The following is a 23,608-nucleotide window of genomic DNA, read 5'->3' as shown; positions in this document are numbered from 1 at the left end:
TCGTCCGGCGGGGATGGCGCGTGCGCTACTCCGCCGCCGCGGCCTTGGGTCCATCGACGATGCGCGTCGCGAAATCGGACGGCGAGACGATCTCGAGCACCTCGAAGTCCTCTGAGCAGGCGATCTCGCGGTGCTTGATGCCCGGCGTCTGGAGGATGCAGTCGCCCTTGCGGATAGTGTGCTGGCCCTGGCCTTCGTACTCGAAGGTCGCCCAGCCGTTCATGACATAGACGAGTTGGAAGTGGCAGTCGTGGACGTGCCACTGCTGAACCTGGTCCGCCATCTTCTTGCCGTTGTGGCGGATGAGGTGCGCGACGAAATCGCCCTTCGTGCCGTCCTTGATGCCGAGATCGCGGTACTCGAAGATCTCGCGCAGGCCCGGCGTCCACTTCGCCTCGCTGGCGATGTTGTGAACGAAATCCCAGGCTTTGCCGCTGAGCGGCTTGCTCTCGGTCATGGCGTCCTCCACGGCTCTTGTTGGCAATGCGGGCGAGTGTAGACCGCCCGCGCCAGGATGTGGAGGGCTCGGTTATTCCGCCGCCTGCGTCTCCTTGAGGAGCGTCTCGCCGGGGCGCACGTGCGTGAACTTCACGGGCTCGTTCGTGACGTTCAACTTGCCGCCCTGCTGGCGCACGACCGTATAGGCGGAGGTCGCGAGGTCGCCGGCGTCCTTGAAGTCGTCGCGATAGTGGGCGCCGCGGCTGTTCTCGCGCTGGAGGGAAGCGAGCGCGATGACCTTAGAGACCTCGATCTGGCTCTGCAGGTTCAGCCAGTCGTGCCAGGTGAGATTGAAGTCGCGATTGCGATCGGCAATGCCCGAGGCAAGCAGCTCGACTTCCATGGTCTCGAGATGTGCAAGGCCGCGCTTCAGGCCCGCGGCATCGCGGATGATGCCGACGTCGTCCCACATGAGATTGAGCAGGTCCTCGCGGATGCTGTTGAGGTCGCCGCGCGGCTTCGAGAAGGGGTGCAGCGCGCGCGCCATCTCGGCTTCGATGAGGGCCTCGTCCGGCGGACGATGGCCGGGGTTCTTGGCGATCCAGCCCGGCATGACGTCGCCGGCAATGCCGCCGAAGACGGTGGAGTTCGCGACGCCGTTGCCGCCGAGGCGGTTCGCGCCGTGAATGCCGCCCGCATCCTCGCCCGCGACGAAGAGGCCGGGAAGCTCAGTCTTGGTCTCGACGTCGCAGAGAATGCCGCCCATGAGGTAGTGCGCGGTTGGCACGACCTCGACGAGGCCGCCGGCGAGGTCGAAACCACAATCCGCGCAGCGCTCGACCATGCCCTTGAACTGCTTCGCGACCTTCTCGCGCCCGAGATGGCCCATGGAGATGTACAACCCGCCGTTCGGCGTCGTGCGGCCGGCCTGCATCTCGCGGTACATGGACTGCGAGACGAGATCGCGCGTCGCGCGCTCGCCGCGCGGGTCGTAGTTGAACATGAAGCGCTGCTCGTTGCCGTCGAGCAGATAGCCACCGGCGCCGCGCAGACCTTCCTCGATGATCGTGCCGGTCATGCGGGTTTCCTTGCCCGCGAGCACGCCCGTCGGGTGGAACTGCACCATCTCCATGTCGCGCAAGGACAGGCCGAGGCGCAGGCCCATGGCAATGCCGTCCATGCTCTTGTCGCCGGAGGGCGTGTGATAGAGGTACATGGTCGGCCCGCCGCCCGTGCCGAGCAGCACGGCCTTGGCCTCGACGAAGCGGAAGTTGCCCGTGCGCACGTCGATCATGAGCACGCCCGAGAGAGCCGAGCGGTCCTTCGTGGGGATGAGCGCGATGGCGCGATGCTCTTCGAGCCGCCGGATGGGCCGCTTCCAGACCTGCTCCATGAGCCGGTTGATGATCTCGATGCCGGTGAGGTCGCCCTTGTGGACCGTGCGGTCGAACGTCTGGCCGGCGAAGGCCTTGCCGTGGAGCGAGCCGTCCGGGTTGCGGTCGAAGAAGCAGCCGACCTCGTTCTCGAGCTCGCGCACGCGCTCGACGGCTGTCTCGACGAGGCGCCACGCCAGCTCCTGATTGGGGAGCCACTTGCCGCCCTCGATGGTGTCCATGAAGTGGCGCTCGACGCTGTCGCCCGGGATGAGCGAGACGTTGTAGCCGCCCTGCACCATGCGCGTGCAGCCGGACTTGCCGACGAGGCCCTTGGTGGCGACGACGATGTCGAGATCGGGGTTCGCCTGGAAGGCGTGGAGCGCGGCAAAGAGGCCGGCGCCGCCGGAACCCAGGACGAGAATGTCGCACTTCAGGCGTTCGAGCATCGGGTCGTTTCCGTCTTGTTGCGGCCGCAGGCGCTCGGAGGGGCGATCGGCCGGGGCAGGATCCTTTGGGGCCTTTTAGAGCGTTGGGGTGCCGAGCGCCATATCAGCCGGCCCGGCGTGGTTTCAGGATGTAGAAGACGTAGCCATAGCTGCCCTCGCTCGCCGCGAAAATAGCGCGCTCCTGCTCGAGCTCTGCGATGAATGCCGGGCCGAGTTGCGCAACCCTGCCGGCCTCGATGGCCTCCGTGATCGGGTCGTAGTAGTCGTCCCAGGCCGCGGCCGGCAGCGTGTGAGTATCGATGATCTCATAGCCGGCGGATGTCGCGCGGCTGACATTCTCATCGCGCGTACCCATGGCGGGGTAGGCGGTGGCCCAGAATGTAGCCACCTCGGCCGGCCGTTTCTCGCTCAGCCACGTGCACTCCGAGATGACGGCCAAGCCCTCCGATCTCAGCAGAGGGCGCCAGAGGCTCAGGGCATTCTCAAAACCGATGTTGTAGGCAGCGCCCTCGCTCCAGAGGAGATCCAGGCTGCCGCGTGCGGTCGGCGGTGCCGCCATGTCGGCTTCGACAACCTGGACGCGGTCTGCAAGGCCGCGTCGCGCGACCTCATTGCGCAAGCGCCGGCAGAAGACCTCCGAGAAATCGACCGCGGTGATGGCGGCATCGGGCAGCGCGGAGGCCAGAGCGAGCGTCGCGCGGCCTGTGCCGCAGCCGAGGTCGGCAATGGTCGGCCGCGGAGGTAGGCGATCCGAAATACAACTGAGAACGCGCAGCGTCTCACTGTTCCGCCCCGGACCCTGCTGCGGCAGCTCGGCGTAGAAGTCGAAGATCGCGGGATCGAAGGCCTCGCTCAATGCGCCGCTTCCCAGTTGGCGGCCGCCTTGGCATCGACGTGGATGGGGACCGAGAATTTGACCGCCGGCTCGGCCGCGCCCTCCATGACCTGCCGCACGACCGGCAATGCCTTCTCGACCTCGCCCTCGCGCGCTTCGAAGATCAGCTCGTCGTGCACCTGCAGCAGCATGGTCGTATGGTCGAGGCTGGCCGCCTCCAGCGCCGCCGGCATGCGGATCATGGCGCGGCGGATGATGTCGGCGGCCGAGCCCTGAATGGGCGCGTTGATCGCCGCGCGCTCGAGGAAGCCGCGCATGGACGGGTTCCTCGTATTGATCTCGGGATAGTGGATGCGCCGGCCGAACACCGTCTCGACATAGCCGCGATCGCGCGCGAACTGTTTCGTGCGCTCCATGTAGTCGCGGATGCCGGGAAAGCGCTGGAAGTAGGTGGTGATGTAGTCACCGGCTTCCTGCCGCGAAATGCCGAGCTGGTTGGCGAGACCGAAAGCCGAAATGCCGTAGATGATGCCGAAGTTGATTGCCTTCGCGCGTCGCCGCGTCTCGGCCGGCATGTCCTTCACCGGCACGCCGAACATCTCCGATGCCGTCATGGCGTGAATGTCGAGGCCGTCAGCAAAAGCCTTCTTGAGCTGCGGAATGTCGGCGATGTGCGCGAGCACGCGCAGCTCGATCTGGCTGTAGTCGGCCGAGATGAGCTTGGCGCCCTGCTCGGCAATGAAGGCCGTGCGGATCTCGCGTCCCTCACGCGTCCGCGCCGGAATGTTCTGCAGGTTCGGATCTGTCGAGGCGAGGCGGCCCGTTGTCGTCGCGGCGAGCGCGTAGCTCGTGTGAATGCGGCCCGTCGCCGGATCGATGTGCAGGGGAAGGGCGTCGGTGTACGTGCTCTTGAGCTTCGAGAGCTGGCGCCATTCGAGCATGGTATTGATGAGCTTGCGCGCGTCGGGCGGCAGCTCCTCGTTGGCCGCGAGATCATCGAGCAGGCCGGCACGCGTCTCCCACTGGCCGGACTTCGTGCGCTTGCCGCCGGGAAGCTTGAGCTGGTCGAAGAGCAGCTCGCCGAGCTGCTTCGGACTGCCGAGATTGAAGGGCCGGCCGGCAAGCGCCTGCACTTCCTCCTCGAGACGCGCAATGCCCTGGGCAAAACTCGACGAGAGGCGCGAGAGGATATTGCGGTCGACCTTCACGCCGGCCGCTTCCATGTCGGCGAGCACAGGCAGCAGCGGCCGCTCCAGCGTTTCGTAGACGGTAGCCATGCGCTCGGCGGCGAGGCGCGGCTTGAGCGCAAGCCAAAGCCGCAGCGTTACATCCGCGTCCTCGGCAGCGTATTCCGTCGCCTTGTCGATGGGCACGCCGGCGAACGTGCGGTCGGACTTCTTCTTGGCGGGTGGTGCGTGCTCGATGACCTGCGTGAAGGCGAGCGGCGTGTGCCCCAGATGGCGCTCGGAGAGCGCATCCATGCCCTGCAGGCCCTTGCCGGCATCGAGTGCGTACGAGATCAGCATCGTGTCGTCGATGGACGTGATGCGGATGCCGTGCCGGCGCATGACGAGGCAGTCGTACTTGAGGTTCTGCCCGATCTTGAGAATGCCCGGGTCTTCGAGCAGCGGCTTCAGGACTTCGAGCGCCGCGCGCTTGTCCATCTGCCCTTCCACGAGGCCACCATCACCGAAGAGATCGGCGTTGCCGGTCGTATGACCGAGCGGCACGTAGCAGGCCTTGCCGGGCTCGGTCGCCAGCGAGAAGCCGACGAGATCGGCCGTCATGGCATCGAGACCGGTGGTCTCGGTGTCGAAGGCGACGTGGCCGGCTTCGCGCGCCTCTGCAACCCAGGCTTCGAGCCGCGCGAGATCGCGCACGGTGTCGTAGGAAGAGCGATCGATCTTCGGCTCGCGTGCGGCCGCGCGGCCAAACTCCACGGCAGCGGCAGGCGTTTCCGCGCCTGCCTTTGCGGCGCTCGCGTCATCCGCCTCCTTGCTCGAGGCCGTGGATGGCCTCACGCTCGATCCGACCGAACGCTCGAGCGGGGGTGGGGCTTCGACGCCGAGCGCTTCCGCGACACGCTTCGTCAGCGTGTTGAACTCCATGGTGCGCATGAAGGTCAGCAGGGGATCGGAGAGCTGCTCCTGCAGACCGAGTTGCTCCACCGACACCTCGATGGGCACGTCGTCCTTGAGGCGCACGAGCTCGCGGCTCATGCGCGCCTGCTCGGCGAACTCGATGAGCTTCTCGCGGCGCTTGGGCTGCTTGATCTCGCCGGCGCGGGCGAGCAGCGAGTCGAGATCGCCGTACTCGCGGATCAGCTCCGCCGCCGTCTTGATGCCGATGCCGGGAACGCCTGGCACGTTGTCGGTCGAGTCGCCCGCGAGTGCCTGGATGTCGACGACGCACGCAGGCTCCAGACCGAACTTCTCGATGACTTCATCGTGCCCGATCGTTTTGCCCTTCATCGTGTCGAGCATGAGGATGCCCGGCTTGATGAGCTGCATGAGGTCCTTGTCGGACGAGACGATCGTGACATCGCCGCCGGCTTCGACGGCCTTGCGCGCGTAGGTCGCGATGAGGTCGTCGGCCTCGAAGCCTTCCTGCTCGATGGAGGCGATGTTGAACGCCTTCACGGCCGCGCGGATGAGCGGGAACTGCGGGACGAGCTCCTCGGGCGCAGGCGGGCGGTTGGCCTTGTAGTCCGGGTAGATGTCATTCCTGTAGTTCGTACGCGAGGCATCGAAGATGACCGCGATGTGCGTCGGCCCGCGGCCCGCCTTGGCATCCTGGATGAGCTTCCACAGCATCGCGCAGAAGCCGTGAACGGCACCCACGGGAAGGCCGTCGGAGGGGCGCGTCAGCGGCGGCAGGGCGTGAAAGGCGCGGAAGATGTAGCCCGAGCCGTCCACGAGATAGACGTGGCTGCCCTTGCCGACGGGCACGGGCTCGCCCTCGGGCACGGTGATGCGCCCGTTCGGCGCGGTTTCATTTGCTGTCATGGTCGCTGTGCTCATGGCGGCGGAGTATAGAAGGCGCGATTGTCGAGGTCAGCCAATTCTCGGCCCGTGCATATGGGAAGCTGTGGCCAGCGGTATGGCAGCAGTCTTGACAAGTACTCTATAGTTTCATCATGCGAACCTCAGACATCGACATGCTGATCGTGCCGGGCTGGACGAATTCCGGCCCGGATCACTGGCAATCGCGCTGGCAGCGCCATTTCAAGACCGCGCGGCGCATCGAGCAGGCGGACTGGGAGACACCGCGCCTCGCCGACTGGGCCGAGCGGATCGTCGACGAAGTCGCCAGGGCGACGCGTCCGGTGGTGCTGGTGGCGCATAGCTGCGGCGTTTCCGCGGTTGTGCACGCAGCACCGCGGCTGGTGCCGAGCCGCCTCATGGGGGCGTTCCTCGTCGCGCCGGCCGATCTCGAAGGCACGGACACGTGGCCGGCCAAGGGGGGCGGATTTGCGCCCGTGCCCATGGTGCCGCTCCCTTTTCCGGCACGCCTGATCGGCAGCTCGGATGATCCGCACTGCACGATCGAGCGCGCGCAGGAATTCGGTGCAGCCTGGGGCGCGGACGTGTCGATCATCGCCAATGCCGGGCACATCAATACGGCATCCGGTCACGGCCCGTGGCCGGAGGGGCTGCTCACCTTCGGCCTCTTCCTGCGCTCGCTCGGAGAGGTTCCGGGCAGAGCTTAACCTGCTAGCCGTTCTGCCCGCGGTGGCGCAGGAAGTGGTCGGCCAGCACCAGCGCCATCATGGCCTCGCCGACCGGCACCGCGCGGATGCCGACACAGGGGTCGTGGCGGCCCTTGGTGATGATCTCGGTATTGTTGCCATGCTTGTCGATCGTCCGGCGCGGCTGGAGGATCGACGAGGTCGGCTTGACCGCAAAGCGTGCAACGACCGGCTGGCCGGTCGAGATCCCGCCCAGGATGCCGCCCGCATGGTTCGACAGGAACACGGGTTTTCCGTCGTTCCCGGCCTGCATCTCGTCGGCGTTCGCCTCGCCGGTCAGCGTTGCCGCTGCAAAACCATCGCCGATCTCGACGCCCTTCACCGCATTGATGCTCATGAGCGCCGAGGCCAGATCCTGGTCGAGCTTGCCATAGATCGGCGCGCCCCAGCCGGCCGGCACGCCCTCGGCAATGACTTCGATGATGGCGCCGAGCGAGGAGCCGGCCTTGCGCACGGCATCGAGATCCTCGGCCCACTGCGCGGCGGTCACGGCATCCGGGCAGAAGAACGGGTTGTTGTCGATCTCGGCCCAGTCCCAGCGCGCGCGGTCGATGGCACGGCTGCCGATCTGGACGAGAGCGCCGCGGATCGTCACGCCGTCGATCACCGCGCGGGCGACGGCACCTGCTGCAACCCGCGCCGCCGTCTCGCGGGCAGATGAGCGGCCGCCGCCGCGGTAGTCGCGGATGCCGTACTTTGCGAGGTAGGTGTAGTCGGCGTGGCCGGGACGGAATTTCTCGGCGATCTCGCCGTAGTCCTTGGAACGCTGGTCGGTATTCTCGATCATGAGCGAGATCGGCGTGCCGGTCGTGACCTGCCGGCCGGCATCATCATCGAACACCCCGGAGAGGATCCGCACCGCGTCGGGCTCGCGGCGCTGGGTCGTGTAGCGCGACTGCCCCGGCCTTCTGCGGTCGAGATAGGCCTGAATGTCCTCGGCCTTGAGAGGGACGTTCGGCGGGCAGCCGTCGATCACGCAGCCGAGCGCCGGGCCATGGCTCTCGCCCCAGGTCGTGACGCGGAAGAGATGGCCGAAAGTGTTGTGCGACATGGGCTATCCGGTATTTGCGGCAGTGCAGCAACAGTCCCTATAGCACACCTGTCTATCTGTCGTCGCGGCCCAAGATTAACAAGCGTTCATGTGACAGATTAACAACCATTCAAGTAGACGAGCACTGAAGATGTGTGACTATCGCGTCACGAACGTGGTTTATATTGTGCATATAGTCAGTATTGCTTCCTGCGACCAGAATAAAATGTAAGAGTGCATTAGGCACCGGCGCTGCTGCAGGTTTACACCTACACCGCACCGGTGCCAGCTTGCATGCATGAAGCTGAACTGTGGAGGACTTACCATGAAGCTCGCGAAGCTGGCCCTCGCCGGGGCGCTCGGCGCGTTCTTGTTCACCTCGGCGCAGGCCGCGCCCGCGGTCGCCCCTGCCTCGAAGATCACGACGGACAGCGTGATCGAACTGACGCAGGGCAAGACGAAGAAGGCCACCAATAAGAAGGCCGCGCCCAAGAAGGTCGTGAAGAAGAAGGCCGCCAAGAAGAAGGTCGCGAAGAAGAAGGCTGCCAAGTCGTCCAAGAAGAAGGTCGCGAAGGTTGGTCCGGGCCGCTGTGGCGCCACCAAGTACTGGAGCACCAAGCAGAAGAAGTGCCTCTCGAAGGGTTGATTTCGACCCAGACGGGGAAGAATTCAGGGGGTCGGACCCACGTCCGGCCCCTTAACTGTTTCAAAAATCCCGATGTGGAGCGTTCAGCGCCACGCAAATGCGATCCGCTCGACCTTGCTCTCGCCGAGGGCATCGAAAAGGCGGGCAATGGGCCGGCCGCCGCGCCGCCAGTAGAAGTGGCAGGCCTGGTCGTTCTCGGCGAGCGCCCAGACGATGAGACCCGATAAACGCCGCACATCGAGCGCGTGGCGCGCCGCCTCGAAGAGGTGCTCGCCAAAGCCGAGACCCTGGTGGGTCGGCGTGACATAGAGCTCGTAGATTTCGCCCTGGAAACGGCCTTTCGAGCGGGCGCGGCCGAACGTCGTATAGCCAGCGACGGTGCCGCTCACTTCGAGCACGAGCATACCTTCGCCGCGGCTCGTCACGCCACGCCACCACTCGACGGTGCGCCGACGGATGATGCCTTCGAGGTGGGCGTGCGGGATGATGCCGGTGTAGGCGAGCCGCCAGGACGCGCCAAAAAGCTCCGCCAGCGCTTCCGCGTCGCGCGTGTTCGGCTTGCGGACCACGATATCGGACCGGGACTGCAGCATTCGTGCACTATAGCGCACGATTGAGGCGGGGGTCAGATCACGTCGTCGCGAGACGGAAGCCCGGCGTTCTCGCCTAGTGTGGTGTTTCCGAAGTCCGCCACCCCTTCGCGGCAGATGGGGACGAACTTCGTGATCGGGCACGAGCCCGATCGCGCACCCATTTGCATTGCGATGGGGCTGTGCTATGCGACGGCCGTGCGCCGCGCCTCGCTGCAAGAAGCAACGGGGGCATCACCGGGTGCACTTCCATCGGCCTCCCGGCTTCGGGCTGCCGATCGGCGGCGACGTGGCGGAGTGGTGACGCAGCGGACTGCAAATCCGTAAACGCCGGTTCGATTCCGGCCGTCGCCTCCAACGCTCCCTTGGAAAAATGGGTGTTCGAGGCCCCGAGAGCCGGCGCAATGATGCGCGTTGGGGGCGCGAGTGCGTGGGAGCCCGGGAAAGGGCTGGCCAAGGGGCTGACCGGGAGACCTCGGCGACGCGGGGGGCGGCCTTTCTCTGACCCTCGCGTGCTGGCGGAGCTTCTACATCCGTTTGCTTCCTTGTGATATTGTGCGGCCATGCAGCGCGAAACCGCCATTGCTGTCATCCGCAGCCACGAGGCCGAGCTGAAGGAGCTCGGCGCCGTGAGCGTGGCGCTGTTCGGCTCGACCGCCCGCGGCGAGGCTGGCCCCAATTCGGACGTCGACGTGGCGGTGCGCCTCGACGAGCGCTTCCGCGGTTTCTATGCCTTCGGTGCGCTCGACCGCATCAAGCTCCGCCTTACCGAGCTGCTCAAGGTGAACGTGGACGTGATCCCCGAGCCCAGCGAGCCGGGTCCTCTCAAGACCGCGATCGACAAGGACCGGCAGTTTGCCTTCTAGCGACCCTCAGAAGCGCTTTGGCGACATTGTCGACAACATCGACGCCATCGCCAGTTACACGCAGGGTATGAGCGAAGAGGACTTCTTCGCCAATCGTCTGGTCTATGACGCGAGTGAGCGCTGCCTGTCTCGCATCAGCGAGGCCGCCGTTAAGCTCGGCCTGCTGGCAGAGGAACTCGCCCCTGACCAGCCGTGGAGTGACATTCGCGGTATCGGCAATTGGCTGCGTCACGACTACCCGAACATCGTGAAACAAACCATCTGGCAGACCATCACGGAGCATCTGCCACCGCTGCGCCGGTCCTGCGAGACGGCGATCGCGAAGCTTCGGAGCAAATCCTGACCTTGCGGCCAGGGAAGCTCCTGGCGCACACCCCCTCCCTGCCGGCCGCGGTGCTCGCGCAGTGGACCTCCCCTGCGCGCCGTGCGATGGAGTGGGAAATTTCCCATCCAAGCCGACACTTCCGGGAGGACATATGATCCGTATCAAGGCCCAGGCGCTCGAGGATCTCGTGCGCGATATCTTCGTCAAGGCGGGCTGCTCCGAGGCCGAGGGCAAGCGCATCGGCAAGTATCTCGTGATCGCCAACCTCACTGGGCACGACAGTCACGGGGTGCAGCGCGTGCCGCGCTATCTGCAGTGGAAGGCCGATGGTGCCTTCATCGCCGATCGCGAAGTGAAAGTTGTCTCCGAGACGCCGGTGATTGCGGTGCTGGATGGCCAGTACGGTTTCGGCCAGACGATCACGCCGCAGGCCGTCGCGATCGGCATCAAAAAGTGCAAGGAAATGGGCCTTTCCTGCGTGGCGTTGCGCGATGTGGGCCATATCGGCCGCGTCGGCGACTGGGCCGAGATGGCGGCGGCGGAGGGGCTCGTCTCCGTGCATTTCGTCAATGCCGCCGGCAGCATCCTCGTCGCGCCGTTTGGCGCTACGGAACGCCGCTTCTCGACGGCGCCCTACTGCGTGGGCGTGCCGCGCCCGGGCCAGACGCCCGTGATCCTCGATTTTGCGACGTCGGTCGTGGCCGAGGGCAAGGTGCTCAATGCATCGTTCGGCGGCAAGGCGCTCCCCGAGGACGCGCTCATTGGCCCGGATGGCAAGGTCAGCAACGACCCGCACGTGCTCTATGGCAACTACACGCCGACGGGCCTGCGCAACCACAGCCAGGGAACGGGCGCGATCCGCGCGTTCGGCGATCACAAGGGCTCGGGCCTTGCGCTCATGTGCGAGCTGCTCGGCGGCTCCCTCACCGGCACGGGCGCTACCGAACCTGGCCGCAAGTTCTCGAACGGCATGCTCTCCTTCTACGTCGATCCGGCGAAGCTCGACACATCGGGCTTCTTCCCCAAGGACGTGCAGCGCTACATCGATTTCGTGAAGGGCGCGAAGCCCGCGGCGCCGGGCGGGGAAGTGCTCATTCCCGGCGAGCCCGAGGAGCGGACCAAGGCCGAGCGTCTCGCCAACGGCGTGCCATTGCCCGAGGATACCTGGGGCGCGATCGTGGAAGCCGCACGCAAGGTCGGCGTCGACGAGCGCCGCATCCAGCTCGCGGCGCAGTAATTTTGCTTTGCCGCCGGCTGCTGGGAAGAGGTGCTGTCGCATCCCTTTCGTGGTGCTATGCCGACGGCGCGGCCCCTAGACCCGACCAACCAGATCCGAGGAAACCCCATGACCACCATCTCCGAGAAGACGCTCGCTTTCCTCCGCACCGTCGATACGCCGACGATCTGCAATGCCCTCGAGATCGTGGCGCCCGAGCGCCGTTTGCACGGCTACACGGTCAAGCCGTTCGTGTGCCCGTTCCCGGATGTCGTCGCGGTCGTCGGCTATGCGCGCACGGGCTGCGTCCGCGCCACGCACCAGAACGAGCTGACCGGCGAAGCCGCGCGCAATCAGCGCATCGGCTACTACGAGTACATCGCTTCGGGGCCCGGCCCGACGATCACCGTGCTGCAGGACCTCGACGGGGCCGAGGTCGGGTATGGCGCTTTCTGGGGTGAGGTGCAGAGCACGGTGCACAAGGGCCTCGGCTCGCTCGGCGTGATCACCGACGGCTGCATCCGCGATATCCCGCAGTGGGCGCCGGGCTTCTTCGCGCTGGCCGGCTCGCTGGCGCCGAGCCACGCCTGGACGCATCTCCACGACTACGGCAAGGAAGTGCGCGTCCATGGCATGGTGGTGAAGCACAATGACCTTATCCACGCCGACCGCCACGGCGCCGTGATCATCCCGCACGCCGTCGCCGACAAGATCCAGGCGGCCTGCGATCTTCTCTCGCGCAAAGAGGCTGTCATCCTCGATCAGGCCCGCGCGCCGGGCTTCAACATCGAGATTTTGAAGGCCGCCCTGCGCAAGCAGGAAGAAATCCACTGAGCTGAGACGCTCGGGCGGAAGCTGCCGATGGGCGATGGCTGCCATGCGGGCTGCCATCGCCTATTGATGCGCCGCCCGATTCGGCAGAGAACAAATCCACTTTAGAACCAACACAGCAATTGCCCCGGTTGCTGCACCGCGTTAAAAGCCGCTTTGGCGGCCAAGGGCGGTAAGGGGCCTTGCCGCCACGCCGAAGCGCGGCCGACCGGCAACGGACGGCGGACGCCCAGGAAATGAGAGGCATAGGGACAGTTTCTCGGTTTGCCGGCGTCTGTCGGCGCTGCGAGCCGACGCCCTTCTAACGAGAGCCGAAAGCATGGCCAGCGCCAAGCCATCCGCCGGGTCGCGCCCGGTCTCGCCGCACCTGCAGATCTATAGCCCGCTCGTCAACATGATGATGTCGATCGTTCATCGCATCACGGGCGGGGCACTCTATTTCGGAACGCTGTTGCTCGCCTTCTACCTCGTCTCGGCGGCCAGCGGTCCTGAGGCCTTCGCGTACGCGAGCTGGCTGTTCAGCACGCCGATCGGCCTCCTCATCCTCTTCGGCTACACCTGGGTGCTCCTCCACCACATGCTCGGCGGCGTGCGCCACATGATCTGGGACACCGGGCGCGGCTTCGATCTCGCGACCGTCGACAAGCTCTGCTGGGGTTCGCTCGTCGGTTCGATCTCCCTGACGATCCTCGTCTGGGCCATTGCCATCCTGCTCTGAGAGGGCGCTGCCATGACAACGACGCTACGCCCGACCCCCTCGCCCAATGAAGCGCAGATCCGCACGCCGCTCGCGCGCGTGCGCGGCCTCGGCTCGGCAAAGGACGGCACGGAACATTTCTGGCGCCAGCGCGTGACCGCGGTCGCCAATCTCTTCCTCGTCATCTTCGCGGTGATCCTGGTACTTCGTCTCGTCGGCGCCGACTACGCCGAGGTGCGCGAGACGCTCTCGGGGCCATTCGTCACGGTGGCTCTCACGATGCTGATCCTGTCGGGCGTGATCCACATGCGCCTCGGCATGCAGACCATCATCGAGGACTACATCCACAGCGAGGGGCTCAAGGTCGTGCTCCTCATGCTCAACACCTTCTTCGCCATTGCCGTCGGCGCGACATGTCTCGTGGCGGTGCTGCAGCTCGCATTCGGGAGCTAACGGTCATGAATGCTCAAGCCAACGGTGTCGCCAAGCCTGCGCTCAACGGCAAGGCCTATCCGACCACCGATCACACCTATGACGTCATCGTCGTCGGCGCCGGCGGCGCGGGGCTGCGTGCCACGCTCGGCTGCGCGCAGGCGGGCCTCAAGACGGCGTGCATCACGAAGGTCTTCCCGACCCGCTCGCACACGGTTGCGGCGCAGGGTGGCGTCGCCGCCGCGCTCGGCAATATGGGCAAGGACGACTGGCGCTGGCACATGTACGACACCGTCAAGGGCGCCGACTGGCTCGGCGACCAGGACGCCATCGAGTACCTCTGCCGCAATGCCCCGCAGGCCGTGTACGAGATGGAGCACTACGGCGTGCCCTTCAGCCGTACCGAGGACGGCCGCATCTACCAGCGTCCCTTCGGCGGCATGACCACCGAGTTCGGCGAAGGCCCGCCCGCACAGCGCACGTGCGCCGCCGCCGACCGTACCGGCCACGCCATGCTGCACACGCTTTATGGCCAGTCGCTGCGCTACTCGGCGGAGTTCTTCATCGAGTACTTCGCCATCGACCTGATCATGGATGCGGACGGCGCCTGCCGCGGCGTGGTCGCGCTGTGCCTCGAGGATGGCACGGTGCACCGCTTCCGCGCCAAGAAGACCATCCTGGCGACGGGCGGCTACGGCCGCGCGTACTTCTCCTGCACCTCGGCACACACCTGCACGGGCGATGGCAATGCCATGGTGCTGCGCGCCGGCCTGCCGCTGCAGGACATGGAGTTCGTGCAGTTCCATCCGACCGGCATCTACGGCGCCGGCGTCCTCATCACCGAGGGCTCGCGCGGCGAGGGCGGCTATCTCACCAACGCGAATGGCGAGCGCTTCATGGAGCGCTATGCGCCGCACGTGAAGGATCTTGCGTCGCGTGACGTCGTCTCGCGCTCGATGACCGTCGAGATCCGCGAGGGGCGTGGTGTCGGCCCGCACAAGGACCACATCTTCCTGCACCTCGACCATCTCGATCCGAAGATCCTGGCCGAGCGCCTGCCGGGCATCACGGAGAGCGCCAAGGTCTTCGCCGGCGTCGACCTGCATCGCGAGCCGATCCCGGTCATCCCGACCGTCCACTACAACATGGGCGGCATCCCGACGAACTACCACGGCGAGGTCGTCACGCTGAAGGGCGGCAACCCCGACCAGATCGTCCCGGGCCTCATGGCCATCGGCGAGGCGGCGTGCGTCTCGGTGCACGGCGCCAACCGCCTCGGCTCGAACTCGCTGATCGACCTCGTGGTGTTCGGCCGCGCGGCCGGCCTCAAGGCGGCCGAGACGACCGAAGTCGGCAGCGCCCAGCAGGATCTGCCGAAGGATGCGGGCGAGCTTGCGCTCTCGCGCCTCGATCGCTTCCGCTATGCCAAGGGCGGCCAGCGCACGTCGGAGCTGCGCAACAAGATGCAGCGCCTCATGCAGTCGAACTGCGCCGTGTTCCGCGATGGCCCCGTGCTCAAGGAAGGCGCGGAGAAGATCGTCGAGATCTGGAAGCAGACGGGTGACATCGCCGTCAGCGACCGCTCGCTGGTCTGGAACTCGGATCTCATCGAGACGCTGGAATACGACAACCTGATCGCGCAGGCGGCGGTCACGATGATCAGCGCCGAGAACCGCAAGGAAAGCCGCGGTGCTCATGCCCGCGAGGACTATCCCGATCGCGACGACAAGGACTGGATGAAGCACACGCTCACCTGGGCCAACGACGCGAAGTGCGAGGTGCTCATCGACTACCGTCCGGTGCACACCTACACGCTGACCAACGAGATGAAGTACGTCGAGCCGAAGGCTCGCGTCTACTAGAGGGCCGAAGGCTCGCGTTCAGCGAGCTGGAGCCGACCGTTCAGAGAGACGCAGGGGCGGCTTGCGCTGGCAGGCCGCCTCTACGCGCACTAAATAGCGGGAGCTGCGCGCCCGCGCGCATACAACTGCAGGTGACGCCAATGAGCACTGCCAGCAAGGCTGCGACCACTGACGCCTGGGCCCGCCCGCCGGCGACGGCCCGCCTCGTGCTTGCCGATGGCACGGTCATCTCGGGCCGAGGGCTCGGCGCGGTCGGCAGCGCGGTCGGCGAGGTCTGCTTCAACACGGCCATTACGGGCTACCAGGAGATCCTGACGGACCCCTCCTATGCCGGCCAGATCATCACCTTCACCTTCCCCCACATCGGCAATGTCGGCGCCAACGCCGAGGACACGGAGACCTCCAACCTCGCAGCGCGGACCGGCGCGCGCGGCGCCGTGCTGCGCGCCGGCATCTCGGCGCCCTCGAACTACCGTTCGGCGGAAACGCTCGACCAGTGGCTGAAGGCGCGCGGCATCATCGCGATCGCCGAGGTGGACACGCGCGCGCTGACGGCCCGCATCCGTGAGCAGGGTATGCCGAATGCCGTGATTGCCCACAACCCGGAGGGCAAGTTCGACATCGAGGCGCTCAAGGCCGAGGCGGCCGCATGGCCCGGCCTCGATGGCATGGATCTCGTGCCCGAAGTGACGAGCGGCCAGAGCTACGGCTGGGATGAGATGCGCTGGGTCTGGGGCAAGGGCTATCCGCGCCAGGAGAACCCGGAGTTCCACGTCGTCGCCATCGACTATGGCCTCAAGCGCAACATCCTGCGCTGCCTTGCGAACGCCGGCTGCCGCGTGACGGTCGTGCCAGCGCAGACCTCGGCCGAGGACATTCTCGCGCGGAAGCCCGACGGCGTGTTCCTCTCCAATGGGCCGGGCGATCCGGCGGCGACGGGAAAGTACGCTGTTCCCGAGATCAAGAAGCTCGTGGCCTCGGGCCTGCCGACCTTCGGCATCTGCCTCGGCCATCAGATGCTCGGCCTCGCCGTCGGCGCCAAGACGCACAAGATGCATCAGGGTCATCACGGCGCGAACCATCCCGTGAAGGACTACACGACCAACAAGGTCGAGATCGTCTCCATGAACCACGGCTTTGCCGTCGATCGCGAGACGCTGCCTGCGGGTGTCGAGGAGACGCACGTCTCGCTCTTCGATGGCACGAACTGCGGCATTCGCCTCAAGGACAAGCCGGTCTTCTCCGTGCAGCACCACCCGGAAGCCTCGCCCGGTCCCGAGGACAGCCACTATCTCTTCGATCGCTTCGTCGAGCTCATGCGCGCGCACAAGAAGGCCGCCTGACATCGGCGCAGAAATGAAGAAGGCCCGGGAGGTTCTGCCTCCCGGGCCTTCGTGCGTTCGTGGCTTTGAGAACGAGCTCAGCCCGCAGCCTTCTTCAGCGCCTCGGCGAGATCGGTGTTCTCCCAGGAGAAACCACCCTCGCCGTCCGGCTTGCGGCCGAAGTGGCCATAGGCCGAGGTGCGCGCGTAGATGGGCTTATTGAGATCGAGGTGCTTGCGGATGCCGCGCGGCGAGAGGTCCATGACCTCGGCGAGCGCGCGCTCGAGCTTCGCCTCGTCCACCTTGCCCGTGCCGTAGGTATCGACATAGATCGAAAGCGGCTGCGCGACGCCGATCGCATACGAGAGCTGAATGCAGCAGCGATCGGCCAGACCGGCGGCAACGACGTTCTTCGCCAGATAGCGCGCCGCGTAAGCCGCAGAGCGGTCGACCTTGGTCGGATCCTTGCCCGAGAAGGCGCCGCCACCGTGCGGCGCCGCGCCGCCGTAGGTGTCGACGATGATCTTGCGGCCGGTGAGGCCCGTGTCGCCATCGGGGCCGCCGATGAAGAACTTACCGGTCGGATTGATGTGCCAGATCGTATCCTTGCCGATCCAGCCATCGGGAAGGGCCTTCCGCACATACGGCTCGATGATCGCGCGCACGTCCTTCGAGGTGAGCTTCTCGTCGATGTGCTGGTGGGAGACGACGATCTGCGTCACGCCAACGGGCTTGCCGCCTTCGTAGCGGACCGTGACCTGGCTCTTGCTGTCGGGGCCGAGCTTCGCGGCTTCACCCTTGCCGCTCTTGCGCGCCGTGGCGAGGTCCTCGAGGATCTTGTGGGCGTAGTAGATCGGGGCCGGCATGAGCTCCGGTGTGTCACGCGTCGCGTAGCCGAACATGATGCCCTGGTCGCCCGCGCCTTCCTCCTTGTTGCCGCCCGAGTCGACGCCCTGCGCGATGTCGGCGGACTGGGGATGGAGGAGGACCTTGATGTCGGCGTTCTGCCAGTGGAAGCCGTCCTGCTCATAGCCGATGTCGCGGATGGCCATGCGCGCCACGTGGCTGATCCAGTCGTGGGTGACGGTGTCGGGGCCGCGCGTCTCGCCGGCGATCACGACCTGGTTGGTGGTTGCGAGGGTCTCGCAGGCGGCGCGGATCACCCAGGGGTCGATGCCCGCCTTCGGCCCCTCGCGGTAGAAGAGGTCGACGATCTCGTCCGAGATGCGGTCGCACACCTTGTCAGGGTGGCCTTCGGAAACCGACTCACTCGTGAACAGGTACGACTGGCGCGCCAAGGTAACCCCCTAGGGATTGGTGTGTGCGAAAAAACGCGCCGTTCTTACAGTCTTTTGAGGACGGGTCAAGACGACGGGATTTCAAATACAAAGCGGCTTGAGAGATAAGGCGTTATGAGCGCCCCCTCCCGGCCTCAATCCTCGCGGAACACCCGCTCGCGGCGCTCATGGCGTTCCTGAGCCTCAATCGACAGCGTGGCGATCGGCCGCGCATCGAGCCGTTTCAGGCTGATCGGCTCCCCCGTCTCCTCGCAGTAGCCGTAGCTCCCGTCGTCGATGCGGGCAATCGCGGCATCGATCTTTCCGATCAGCTTGCGCTGGCGGTCGCGGGCCCGGAGCTCGAGGGCCTTGTCGGTCTCCGATGTGGCGCGGTCGGCGAGGTCGGCGTGCTGGGAGGTGTCGTTGTGCAGGCCCATGAGCGTCTCGCGGGTCTGGCGGAGAATGTCCTCTTTCCAGGCGAGGAGCTTGTTTCTGAAGTAGATGCGCTGCCGCTCGTTCATGAACGGCTCGTCGTCGCTGGGCTTGTAGCCGGGACTGAGCGTGATCTCGCTGTGGCGGGCATCGGGCTTGCCGGAGGTACGACCTCCTTTTCGCGAGCCGTTGCCGTTCTCGAGCTTTCCGGATTTTGTCATGCGTTGCCACCCATCATGCAAACCCGAACGACCGACCCCCAGCTACAACTTCGGTCGTAGGAAAAGTGCGCCACGTAATAGGCCAGCCGGTTTCACAGTCAAGCGAATAGCGCCATAGAGTTAGCCCGGGCCGGAAAGCTGGCCGGCAGGACCGCGGGGCCGGCTCCGGCTGTTGCGGTGCACGGCCAGGGGCGAGGCCCGCCGCGCCACCCCTGGGCGGCCGATTCGGGTTTGGCTCGCTTGGTGGGGGGAGGCCGGGACGTCCGCCGCCCCTGCCCGCCCCCGATGGACTTCCCGCTGCGGTTCTGGTAGAAGGCGCGCCATAACGCTGATCGCCGCCGCTGCCACGGGCACCGGGGGCATTCGCGTATTCGGCATTCAATGCGGCAAAATCAACCCCACGAGGAGTGGTACGCTTGCAAGTTCTCGTTCGCGACAACAACGTCGACCAGGCCCTCAAGGCGCTCAAGAAGAAGATGCAGCGCGAGGGCATTTTTCGCGAGATGAAGCTCCGCAATTATTACGAGAAGCCCTCCGAGCGCCGCGTGCGCGAGAAGGCCGAAGCCGTTCGTCGGGCCCGCAAGCTCGCGCGCAAGAAGCTGCAGCGCGAGGGTCTCCTGCCGAGCAAGCCGGCCGCGAGCAAGACGCCCGGTCGTGGCGGCGGTCGCGGCCCTGGCGCCGGTGCAGGCGCGGGCGGACCGCCCCGGACCTGAGCAGTCCTGAGTGAAGGAATAGGCCTGGAGGGCATCCTCCGGGCTGTGCGCATGAGGGCGCGGCGGGATCGTCGCGCCTTTGGTGCGTCTGGGCGCCCGTTTCTTGGCGTGCGGGCCGAAAGCAAGGCCCATTGGCGCGGTCCTCTGCCGCGTCCGCGGCCCACGCCTCGTCCGGGGATGCTCCCAGCCCCCCCGCGCGCCCATAGCTCTGATTGTCAGCCGATAGCGCGCAGGTGGCTGGCCGGGGCGCTCGTGGGGGCCGGTGCGCCACCGACCAGAATGTCGGCTGAGATGTTCTTGATGTCGCGGTGGCCGCAGAGCGCCATGGTGAGATCGAGCTCCTTGCGGATGATCTCCAGCGCCTTGGCCACGCCCTCTTCGCCCATGGCGCCGAGGCCGTAGGTGAAAGCGCGGCCGATGTAGACGCCCTTGGCACCAAGCGCGATCGCCTTGATCACGTCCTGGCCAGAGCGAATGCCGCCGTCCATGTGCACTTCGATGCGGTTGCCGACCGCTTGAGCGATTGCCGGCAGCGCTGCGATCGAGGAGATCGCACCGTCGAGCTGGCGCCCGCCGTGGTTCGAGACGATCAGCGCATCGGCGCCCGTCTGCGCCGCCATCTCGGCATCCTCGAGGTCGAGAATGCCCTTGAGAATGAGCTTGCCGCCCCACTCGCCGCGGATGCGCTTCACTTCATCCCAGGAGAGGCGCGGGTCGAACTGCTCGGCCGTCCAGGCGCCGAGCGCGCTCATGTCGCTCACGCCCTTCGCATGGCCGACGATGTTGCGGAACGTGCGCCGCTTGGTGCCGAGCATCCCCGTCCACCAGCGCGGCTTCATGCCGATGTCGATGAGGTTCGGGAGCGTGAGGCGCGGCGGCGCCGTAAGCCCATTCTTCAGGTCCTTGTGGCGCTGGGCGAGGATCTGCAGGTCGAGCGTCAGCACGAGCGCGGAGACGCCGGCGGCCTTGGCGCGCTTGAGGAGCCGGCTCACGAAGTCCTTGTCGCGCATCACGTAGAGCTGGAACCAGAAAGGCTTGTCGGTGTTCTCGGCCACGTCCTCGATGGAGCAGATGCTCATCGTCGAGAGCGTGAAGGGCACGCCCGCCTTGTTGGCCGCACGCGCTGCGAGGATCTCGCCATCGGCGTGCTGCATGCCCGTCATGCCGACGGGGGCGAGTGCGAGAGGCATCGCGACCGGAATGCCGACCATGGTGGTCTCGAGCGTCCGGTTGGTCATGTCGACGGCGACGCGCTGGCGCAGCTTGATGCGCTGGAAGTCTTCCTCGTTGGCGCGGTACGTGCTCTCGGTCCAGCCGCCCGAGTCGGCATAGTCGTAAAACATCCGCGGCACGCGCTGCTTGGCGAGCACGCGCAGGTCCTCGATGCAGGTGATGACTTGGCTCATGCGGCGCTTCCCCGAATGCTGCGCGCTCAATGCGCGCTTACAGGCATTGGCTTAGCGCCTTTTCGCCCGTGACGGAACAGCGCAATCAGGGGTGGTACGGCGAGCGTCCGACGTCTCAGGCGTCGAGGTCGTAGCGGTAGAGATCCATGCCGTGAATGCGCAGCCAGGCCTTGGCCTCGCCGGAGCGCGGCATGATGCGGTCGACGAGGCGCCAGAAGCGCGGCCCGTGGTTCATGTGCACGAGGTGAGCCACTTCGTGGGCGGCGACGTAGTCGAGCACGACGGGCGGCGCGAGCAGCAGGCGCCAGGAGAAGGAGAGCTGCCCGGCGCTGGAGCAGGAGCCCCAGCGGGTCTTCTGATCGCGAAGGGTAATGCGCAGGGGCTTCACGCCGAGCGCCTTCGCGTAGCGCGAAACAGCGACGTGGAGATCGCGCGCGGCCTCGGCATAGAGCCAGTCGCGCAGGCGGCGCGGCCCGTGCTCCGAGCTCCCGCGCACGCTCACGACCGGCACGCGCCGTCCGGCCCGTGGCGCAATATCAATGACGCCCGCACCGCGGATGGCCGGCTCGAAGGCGATCTCGTGCGGCACGCCGCGCAGCGGAAAGACAGCCCCGTCGATGAGCGGCACCGGCTCCGGCACGCACTCGAGGCGTTCGCGGACCCAGTCGCGATTGCGCAGCAGGAAGCGGTCGGCTTCGCGCAGATCGGAGCTGCGCGGCATGGTGAGGATGACGGCGTGCTGAGTGCGACTCACGCGCAGCGTCAAGCGCCGTGCCGTCGGATGTCGACGCACCTCCACTGGTGCCGAGATCCCATCGACCTTCAGCAGTTGGACTGAGCCTGTTGTTTTCGCGGTCCGCCGCTTCATGCGCGTCCTCGCTCGTCTCCCGTTGTCCGTGAAGGAATGCGCCGAATGCGCATCCGCAAGATTCCCCCTTCGACCGGTGTCAGGTACACCACTCGACTGACGCGCTTCGCACTCGTTTAAGGCAGTCCTGCGGCGCGCCCCGATGCGCCGCCGAGCACACGATTCCTAGCAGGCTCTAAGGATCACACAAACCCGTCCGGCGGCCGCACGCTGCACGTGGACAGATGCATGTGGCGTGCAGGCCACGCGACGCTTCAGCGCCACATCATCGGTGATCGGGACTGAGTCGCGGAGGCGAAGCCGCCATCGGATGCCAGGCTCTGAGCCCATCGAGCATGAGGCTGCCGGCGAGTTGCCAAATCGTAAGCTGTGCGAGCTGAGGAAGATACATCGCGTCGGCTGCCAGCGAGTGTGAAGCGCGATGCGCGACCACCGCGACATCACGCCGCCGGCTCGGCGGCAGTTCACTTGCGCCGTTGTGCGATCCAAATGTGAAGGCGCAGGAAGAAATTTCGGGTGGCTGCTGATCCACTTTTTCTTCGCCTGTGCGGCGCTGAATCGCAGGCGCGGCGATGCCGGCCTTGGTGCGCGGATCGCGGGCGCGCGCGAACGCGGCGATTCGCGGCGCGATTTCGCGACGGAAGCGCGAGCCATTGAAAATGCCGTAGTGGCCAACGTGCGGGCACGTGAAGTGCATCTTGTCGGCGGCGGGAATGGACGAGCAGAGGTCGTGCGCCGCGCGGCACTGGCCGAGGCCGGTGATGTCGTCCTTCTCGCCTTCGATGGTGAGGAGGCCGACGCGGCGGATCGCGCTTGGATCGACGAGGCGGCCGCGGTGGCGCATCAACCCGCGCGGCAGAAGATGGCGCACGAACACGGTATCGACGGTGTCGAGATAGAACTCCGCCGTGAGGTCCATGACCGCGAGATATTCATCATAGAACTCGCGATGCTTCTCCGCGCTGTCGCCGTCACCGCGCACGAGATGGAAGAAGAGATCCTTGTGCGCGTTCATGTGCCGGTCGAGGTTCATGGTCATGAACCCGCTGAGCTGCAGGAAGCCCGGATAGACCGAGCGCCCGAATCCCGGATTTGGCCACGGCACCTGGGTGATGACATTGCGGCGGAACCAGTCGGTGCCGCGCTGCTCGGCAAGCTGGTTGACGATCGTCGGGCTGCGCCGTGTGTCGATCGGGCCGCCGGCAAGCGACATGCTGAGCGGCACGGCCGGATCGCCTTCGGCTTCCATGAGCGAAATCGCCGCGAGCACCGGCACGGCCGGCTGGCATACGGCGAACACGTGCACGTCACCGCCGAAGTGGCGGAACATGTCGACCATCGCGTCGATGTAGTCGGCGAGATGGAAGTCGCCGGCCGATTGCGGCACGTCGCGCGCATCCTGCCAGTCGGTGATGTAGACCTCGTGATCCGGCAGGAACGCTTCGACCGTACCGCGCAAGAGCGTGGCGAAGTGGCCCGACATCGGCGCGACGAGCAGCAGGCGCGGATCGCGGGCGGCGCGTGCTGCCGGAATGTTGCGCTTGAAATGGACGAGGCGGCAGAAGGGATGCTGCCAGACGACCTCTTCACGCACGCCGACGTCGATGCCGTCGACGGTCGTTCGGTCGATGCGATAGCTCGGCTTGTCGTAGCGTCGCGTGGTCCGCTCGAAAACTTCGAGCGCCGCTGCGGTGTGTCGCGCGACGCTCGTGTGTGTCAGCGGATTGAAGGGGTTGGAGAGCAGGAGCCGGCAGGAACCGGCGGCCGCACGGACAGGACGCACGGCCGCATGGCCGAGCTCGTACCAGTGGTAGAGCATTGGACTCCCCCAGTGTGCTTCCTCGAGTGATCGTTGGCTCCGACGTGCTGCGCATCTTGCTTCTTGCCAGTGCGGTCGGCAGTTCCGGTGGTTACACCTGCACTGCCTGCCCTGGGCGCGCCTTGTCGCGGCGGAACGATCACTCAGTTGACACGGTATCCCACAATTCAATCTGACGCGATTCGTAAGATAATTAAAGGGGAGAAGGGCTT

21 protein-coding genes, 1 tRNA gene and 1 pseudogene are annotated in these 23,608 nt (G+C 66.0%); 12 read left to right on the top strand and 11 right to left on the bottom strand.

The features are described 5' to 3' along the window. Positions 1–25: 25 nt before the first annotated feature. The 4 genes from CS1BSM3_RS21950 to polA all read right to left on the bottom strand — a co-directional run bounded on the left by CS1BSM3_RS21950 (position 26) and on the right by polA (position 6,100). On the bottom strand, positions 26–457 hold the full coding sequence (locus CS1BSM3_RS21950; protein WP_083528804.1) for a cupin domain-containing protein: 432 nt from the start codon (positions 455–457) through the stop codon (positions 26–28). A gap of 72 nt (positions 458–529) precedes the next feature. Further along, on the bottom strand, positions 530–2,260 hold the full coding sequence (locus tag CS1BSM3_RS21945; protein ID WP_072390928.1) for an L-aspartate oxidase: 1,731 nt from the start codon (positions 2,258–2,260) through the stop codon (positions 530–532). A gap of 103 nt (positions 2,261–2,363) precedes the next feature. Continuing rightward, positions 2,364–3,116: an SAM-dependent methyltransferase gene (locus tag CS1BSM3_RS21940; protein ID WP_072390925.1), complete on the bottom strand. Its 753-nt coding sequence runs from the start codon at positions 3,114–3,116 to the stop codon at positions 2,364–2,366. Beyond that, positions 3,113–6,100: a DNA polymerase I gene (gene polA, locus CS1BSM3_RS21935; RefSeq protein WP_072390922.1), complete on the bottom strand. Its 2,988-nt coding sequence runs from the start codon at positions 6,098–6,100 to the stop codon at positions 3,113–3,115. The genes CS1BSM3_RS21940 and polA overlap by 4 nt, the downstream gene beginning before the upstream one ends. 131 nt (positions 6,101–6,231) lie before the next feature. Here polA and CS1BSM3_RS21930 point away from each other — a divergent pair, with 131 nt between their 5' ends. Beyond that, the gene (locus CS1BSM3_RS21930; RefSeq protein WP_072390919.1) at positions 6,232–6,804 is read left to right on the top strand and encodes an RBBP9/YdeN family alpha/beta hydrolase; all 573 of its coding nucleotides are present in this window, start codon (positions 6,232–6,234) and stop codon (positions 6,802–6,804) included. 4 nt (positions 6,805–6,808) lie between these two features. Here CS1BSM3_RS21930 and aroC read toward each other — a convergent pair whose 3' ends face one another. Continuing rightward, positions 6,809–7,894 carry a chorismate synthase gene (gene aroC / locus CS1BSM3_RS21925; RefSeq protein ID WP_072390916.1) on the bottom strand — a complete coding sequence of 362 codons (1,086 nt, stop codon included), beginning with the start codon at positions 7,892–7,894 and terminating at the stop codon, positions 6,809–6,811. A 304-nt stretch (positions 7,895–8,198) separates the two neighbouring features. On the opposite strand from aroC, the gene CS1BSM3_RS21920 reads away from it, so the two are divergent. Continuing rightward, entirely contained in the window at positions 8,199–8,519 is a 321-nt protein-coding gene (locus CS1BSM3_RS21920) for a hypothetical protein (RefSeq protein WP_072390913.1), read from the top strand. A gap of 83 nt (positions 8,520–8,602) precedes the next feature. Here CS1BSM3_RS21920 and CS1BSM3_RS21915 read toward each other — a convergent pair whose 3' ends face one another. Continuing rightward, positions 8,603–9,112 (bottom strand): GNAT family N-acetyltransferase, encoded by a 510-nt coding sequence (locus CS1BSM3_RS21915; protein WP_072390910.1) that lies wholly within the window; start codon positions 9,110–9,112, stop codon positions 8,603–8,605. A 280-nt stretch (positions 9,113–9,392) separates the two neighbouring features. Here CS1BSM3_RS21915 and CS1BSM3_RS21910 point away from each other — a divergent pair. From CS1BSM3_RS21910 to carA, 9 genes are all read left to right on the top strand, one after another. Beyond that, a tRNA-Cys gene (locus CS1BSM3_RS21910) sits at positions 9,393–9,466 on the top strand. A 206-nt stretch (positions 9,467–9,672) separates the two neighbouring features. Further along, positions 9,673–9,975, top strand: a complete 303-nt coding sequence (locus CS1BSM3_RS21905; RefSeq protein ID WP_072390907.1) for a nucleotidyltransferase family protein — start codon at positions 9,673–9,675, stop codon at positions 9,973–9,975. Beyond that, positions 9,965–10,318, top strand: a complete 354-nt coding sequence (locus tag CS1BSM3_RS21900; protein ID WP_072390904.1) for a HepT-like ribonuclease domain-containing protein — start codon at positions 9,965–9,967, stop codon at positions 10,316–10,318. Before CS1BSM3_RS21905 ends, CS1BSM3_RS21900 begins: the two co-directional genes overlap by 11 nt. A 133-nt stretch (positions 10,319–10,451) precedes the next feature. Further along, entirely contained in the window at positions 10,452–11,537 is a 1,086-nt protein-coding gene (locus tag CS1BSM3_RS21895; RefSeq protein ID WP_072390901.1) for a malate/lactate/ureidoglycolate dehydrogenase, read from the top strand. A 108-nt stretch (positions 11,538–11,645) separates the two neighbouring features. Next, positions 11,646–12,350 (top strand): RraA family protein, encoded by a 705-nt coding sequence (locus CS1BSM3_RS21890; protein WP_072390898.1) that lies wholly within the window; start codon positions 11,646–11,648, stop codon positions 12,348–12,350. A 316-nt stretch (positions 12,351–12,666) separates the two neighbouring features. Next, positions 12,667–13,065: a succinate dehydrogenase, cytochrome b556 subunit gene (sdhC, locus tag CS1BSM3_RS21885; RefSeq protein ID WP_072390896.1), complete on the top strand. Its 399-nt coding sequence runs from the start codon at positions 12,667–12,669 to the stop codon at positions 13,063–13,065. 12 nt (positions 13,066–13,077) lie between these two features. Then, positions 13,078–13,497: a succinate dehydrogenase, hydrophobic membrane anchor protein gene (gene sdhD, locus CS1BSM3_RS21880; protein WP_072390893.1), complete on the top strand. Its 420-nt coding sequence runs from the start codon at positions 13,078–13,080 to the stop codon at positions 13,495–13,497. 5 nt (positions 13,498–13,502) lie between these two features. After that, entirely contained in the window at positions 13,503–15,338 is a 1,836-nt protein-coding gene (gene sdhA / locus CS1BSM3_RS21875) for a succinate dehydrogenase flavoprotein subunit (protein ID WP_072390891.1), read from the top strand. A gap of 140 nt (positions 15,339–15,478) precedes the next feature. Continuing rightward, on the top strand, positions 15,479–16,681 hold the full coding sequence (gene carA, locus CS1BSM3_RS21870) for a glutamine-hydrolyzing carbamoyl-phosphate synthase small subunit (RefSeq protein WP_072390889.1): 1,203 nt from the start codon (positions 15,479–15,481) through the stop codon (positions 16,679–16,681). A gap of 77 nt (positions 16,682–16,758) precedes the next feature. Here the strand turns inward: carA and metK are convergent, their stop codons facing one another. Both metK and dksA read right to left on the bottom strand, forming a co-directional pair. Next, on the bottom strand, positions 16,759–17,958 hold the full coding sequence (metK, locus tag CS1BSM3_RS21865) for a methionine adenosyltransferase (protein WP_072390887.1): 1,200 nt from the start codon (positions 17,956–17,958) through the stop codon (positions 16,759–16,761). Positions 17,959–18,092: 134 nt separating this feature from the next. Continuing rightward, entirely contained in the window at positions 18,093–18,458 is a 366-nt protein-coding gene (gene dksA / locus CS1BSM3_RS21860) for an RNA polymerase-binding protein DksA (RefSeq protein WP_072394278.1), read from the bottom strand. A gap of 548 nt (positions 18,459–19,006) precedes the next feature. Between dksA and rpsU the strand changes: the two genes are divergently transcribed. Continuing rightward, the gene (gene rpsU / locus CS1BSM3_RS21855; RefSeq protein ID WP_072390885.1) at positions 19,007–19,303 is read left to right on the top strand and encodes a 30S ribosomal protein S21; all 297 of its coding nucleotides are present in this window, start codon (positions 19,007–19,009) and stop codon (positions 19,301–19,303) included. Between the two features lie 215 nt (positions 19,304–19,518). Here rpsU and CS1BSM3_RS21850 read toward each other — a convergent pair whose 3' ends face one another. From CS1BSM3_RS21850 to phaZ, 3 genes and pseudogenes are all read right to left on the bottom strand, one after another. Then, positions 19,519–20,709 (bottom strand): alpha-hydroxy acid oxidase, encoded by a 1,191-nt coding sequence (locus CS1BSM3_RS21850; RefSeq protein WP_072390883.1) that lies wholly within the window; start codon positions 20,707–20,709, stop codon positions 19,519–19,521. Between the two features lie 115 nt (positions 20,710–20,824). Continuing rightward, entirely contained in the window at positions 20,825–21,577 is a 753-nt protein-coding gene (locus CS1BSM3_RS21845; RefSeq protein ID WP_072390880.1) for a M48 family metallopeptidase, read from the bottom strand. Positions 21,578–22,184: 607 nt separating this feature from the next. Next, a pseudogene (phaZ, locus tag CS1BSM3_RS21840) lies at positions 22,185–23,396 on the bottom strand (polyhydroxyalkanoate depolymerase); the annotation flags it as partial. Positions 23,397–23,608: the final 212 nt, after the last annotated feature.

Source organism: Hyphomicrobium sp. CS1BSMeth3 (assembly GCF_900117415.1).
In the GTDB taxonomy this organism is placed as follows: Bacteria; Pseudomonadota; Alphaproteobacteria; order Rhizobiales; family Hyphomicrobiaceae.
The sequence above is the reverse complement of the archived record's forward strand: the minus strand, read 5'-3'. Positions and strand labels throughout refer to the sequence as shown.

What these genes read in the sequence shown, in the direction of transcription:
- CS1BSM3_RS21950 (WP_083528804.1), bottom strand. Translation starts at nt 457, where the DNA reads ATGACCGAGAGCAAGCCGCTCAGCGGCAAAGCCTGGGATTTCGTTCAC.
- CS1BSM3_RS21945 (WP_072390928.1), bottom strand. Translation starts at nt 2,260, where the DNA reads ATGCTCGAACGCCTGAAGTGCGACATTCTCGTCCTGGGTTCCGGCGGC.
- polA (WP_072390922.1), bottom strand. Translation starts at nt 6,100, where the DNA reads ATGACAGCAAATGAAACCGCGCCGAACGGGCGCATCACCGTGCCCGAG.
- CS1BSM3_RS21930 (WP_072390919.1), top strand. Translation starts at nt 6,232, where the DNA reads ATGCGAACCTCAGACATCGACATGCTGATCGTGCCGGGCTGGACGAAT.
- aroC (WP_072390916.1), bottom strand. Translation starts at nt 7,894, where the DNA reads ATGTCGCACAACACTTTCGGCCATCTCTTCCGCGTCACGACCTGGGGC.
- CS1BSM3_RS21920 (WP_072390913.1), top strand. Translation starts at nt 8,199, where the DNA reads ATGAAGCTCGCGAAGCTGGCCCTCGCCGGGGCGCTCGGCGCGTTCTTG.
- CS1BSM3_RS21915 (WP_072390910.1), bottom strand. Translation starts at nt 9,112, where the DNA reads ATGCTGCAGTCCCGGTCCGATATCGTGGTCCGCAAGCCGAACACGCGC.
- CS1BSM3_RS21905 (WP_072390907.1), top strand. Translation starts at nt 9,673, where the DNA reads ATGCAGCGCGAAACCGCCATTGCTGTCATCCGCAGCCACGAGGCCGAG.
- CS1BSM3_RS21895 (WP_072390901.1), top strand. Translation starts at nt 10,452, where the DNA reads ATGATCCGTATCAAGGCCCAGGCGCTCGAGGATCTCGTGCGCGATATC.
- CS1BSM3_RS21890 (WP_072390898.1), top strand. Translation starts at nt 11,646, where the DNA reads ATGACCACCATCTCCGAGAAGACGCTCGCTTTCCTCCGCACCGTCGAT.
- sdhC (WP_072390896.1), top strand. Translation starts at nt 12,667, where the DNA reads ATGGCCAGCGCCAAGCCATCCGCCGGGTCGCGCCCGGTCTCGCCGCAC.
- sdhD (WP_072390893.1), top strand. Translation starts at nt 13,078, where the DNA reads ATGACAACGACGCTACGCCCGACCCCCTCGCCCAATGAAGCGCAGATC.
- sdhA (WP_072390891.1), top strand. Translation starts at nt 13,503, where the DNA reads ATGAATGCTCAAGCCAACGGTGTCGCCAAGCCTGCGCTCAACGGCAAG.
- carA (WP_072390889.1), top strand. Translation starts at nt 15,479, where the DNA reads ATGAGCACTGCCAGCAAGGCTGCGACCACTGACGCCTGGGCCCGCCCG.
- dksA (WP_072394278.1), bottom strand. Translation starts at nt 18,458, where the DNA reads ATGAACGAGCGGCAGCGCATCTACTTCAGAAACAAGCTCCTCGCCTGG.
- CS1BSM3_RS21850 (WP_072390883.1), bottom strand. Translation starts at nt 20,709, where the DNA reads ATGAGCCAAGTCATCACCTGCATCGAGGACCTGCGCGTGCTCGCCAAG.
- CS1BSM3_RS21845 (WP_072390880.1), bottom strand. Translation starts at nt 21,577, where the DNA reads ATGAAGCGGCGGACCGCGAAAACAACAGGCTCAGTCCAACTGCTGAAG.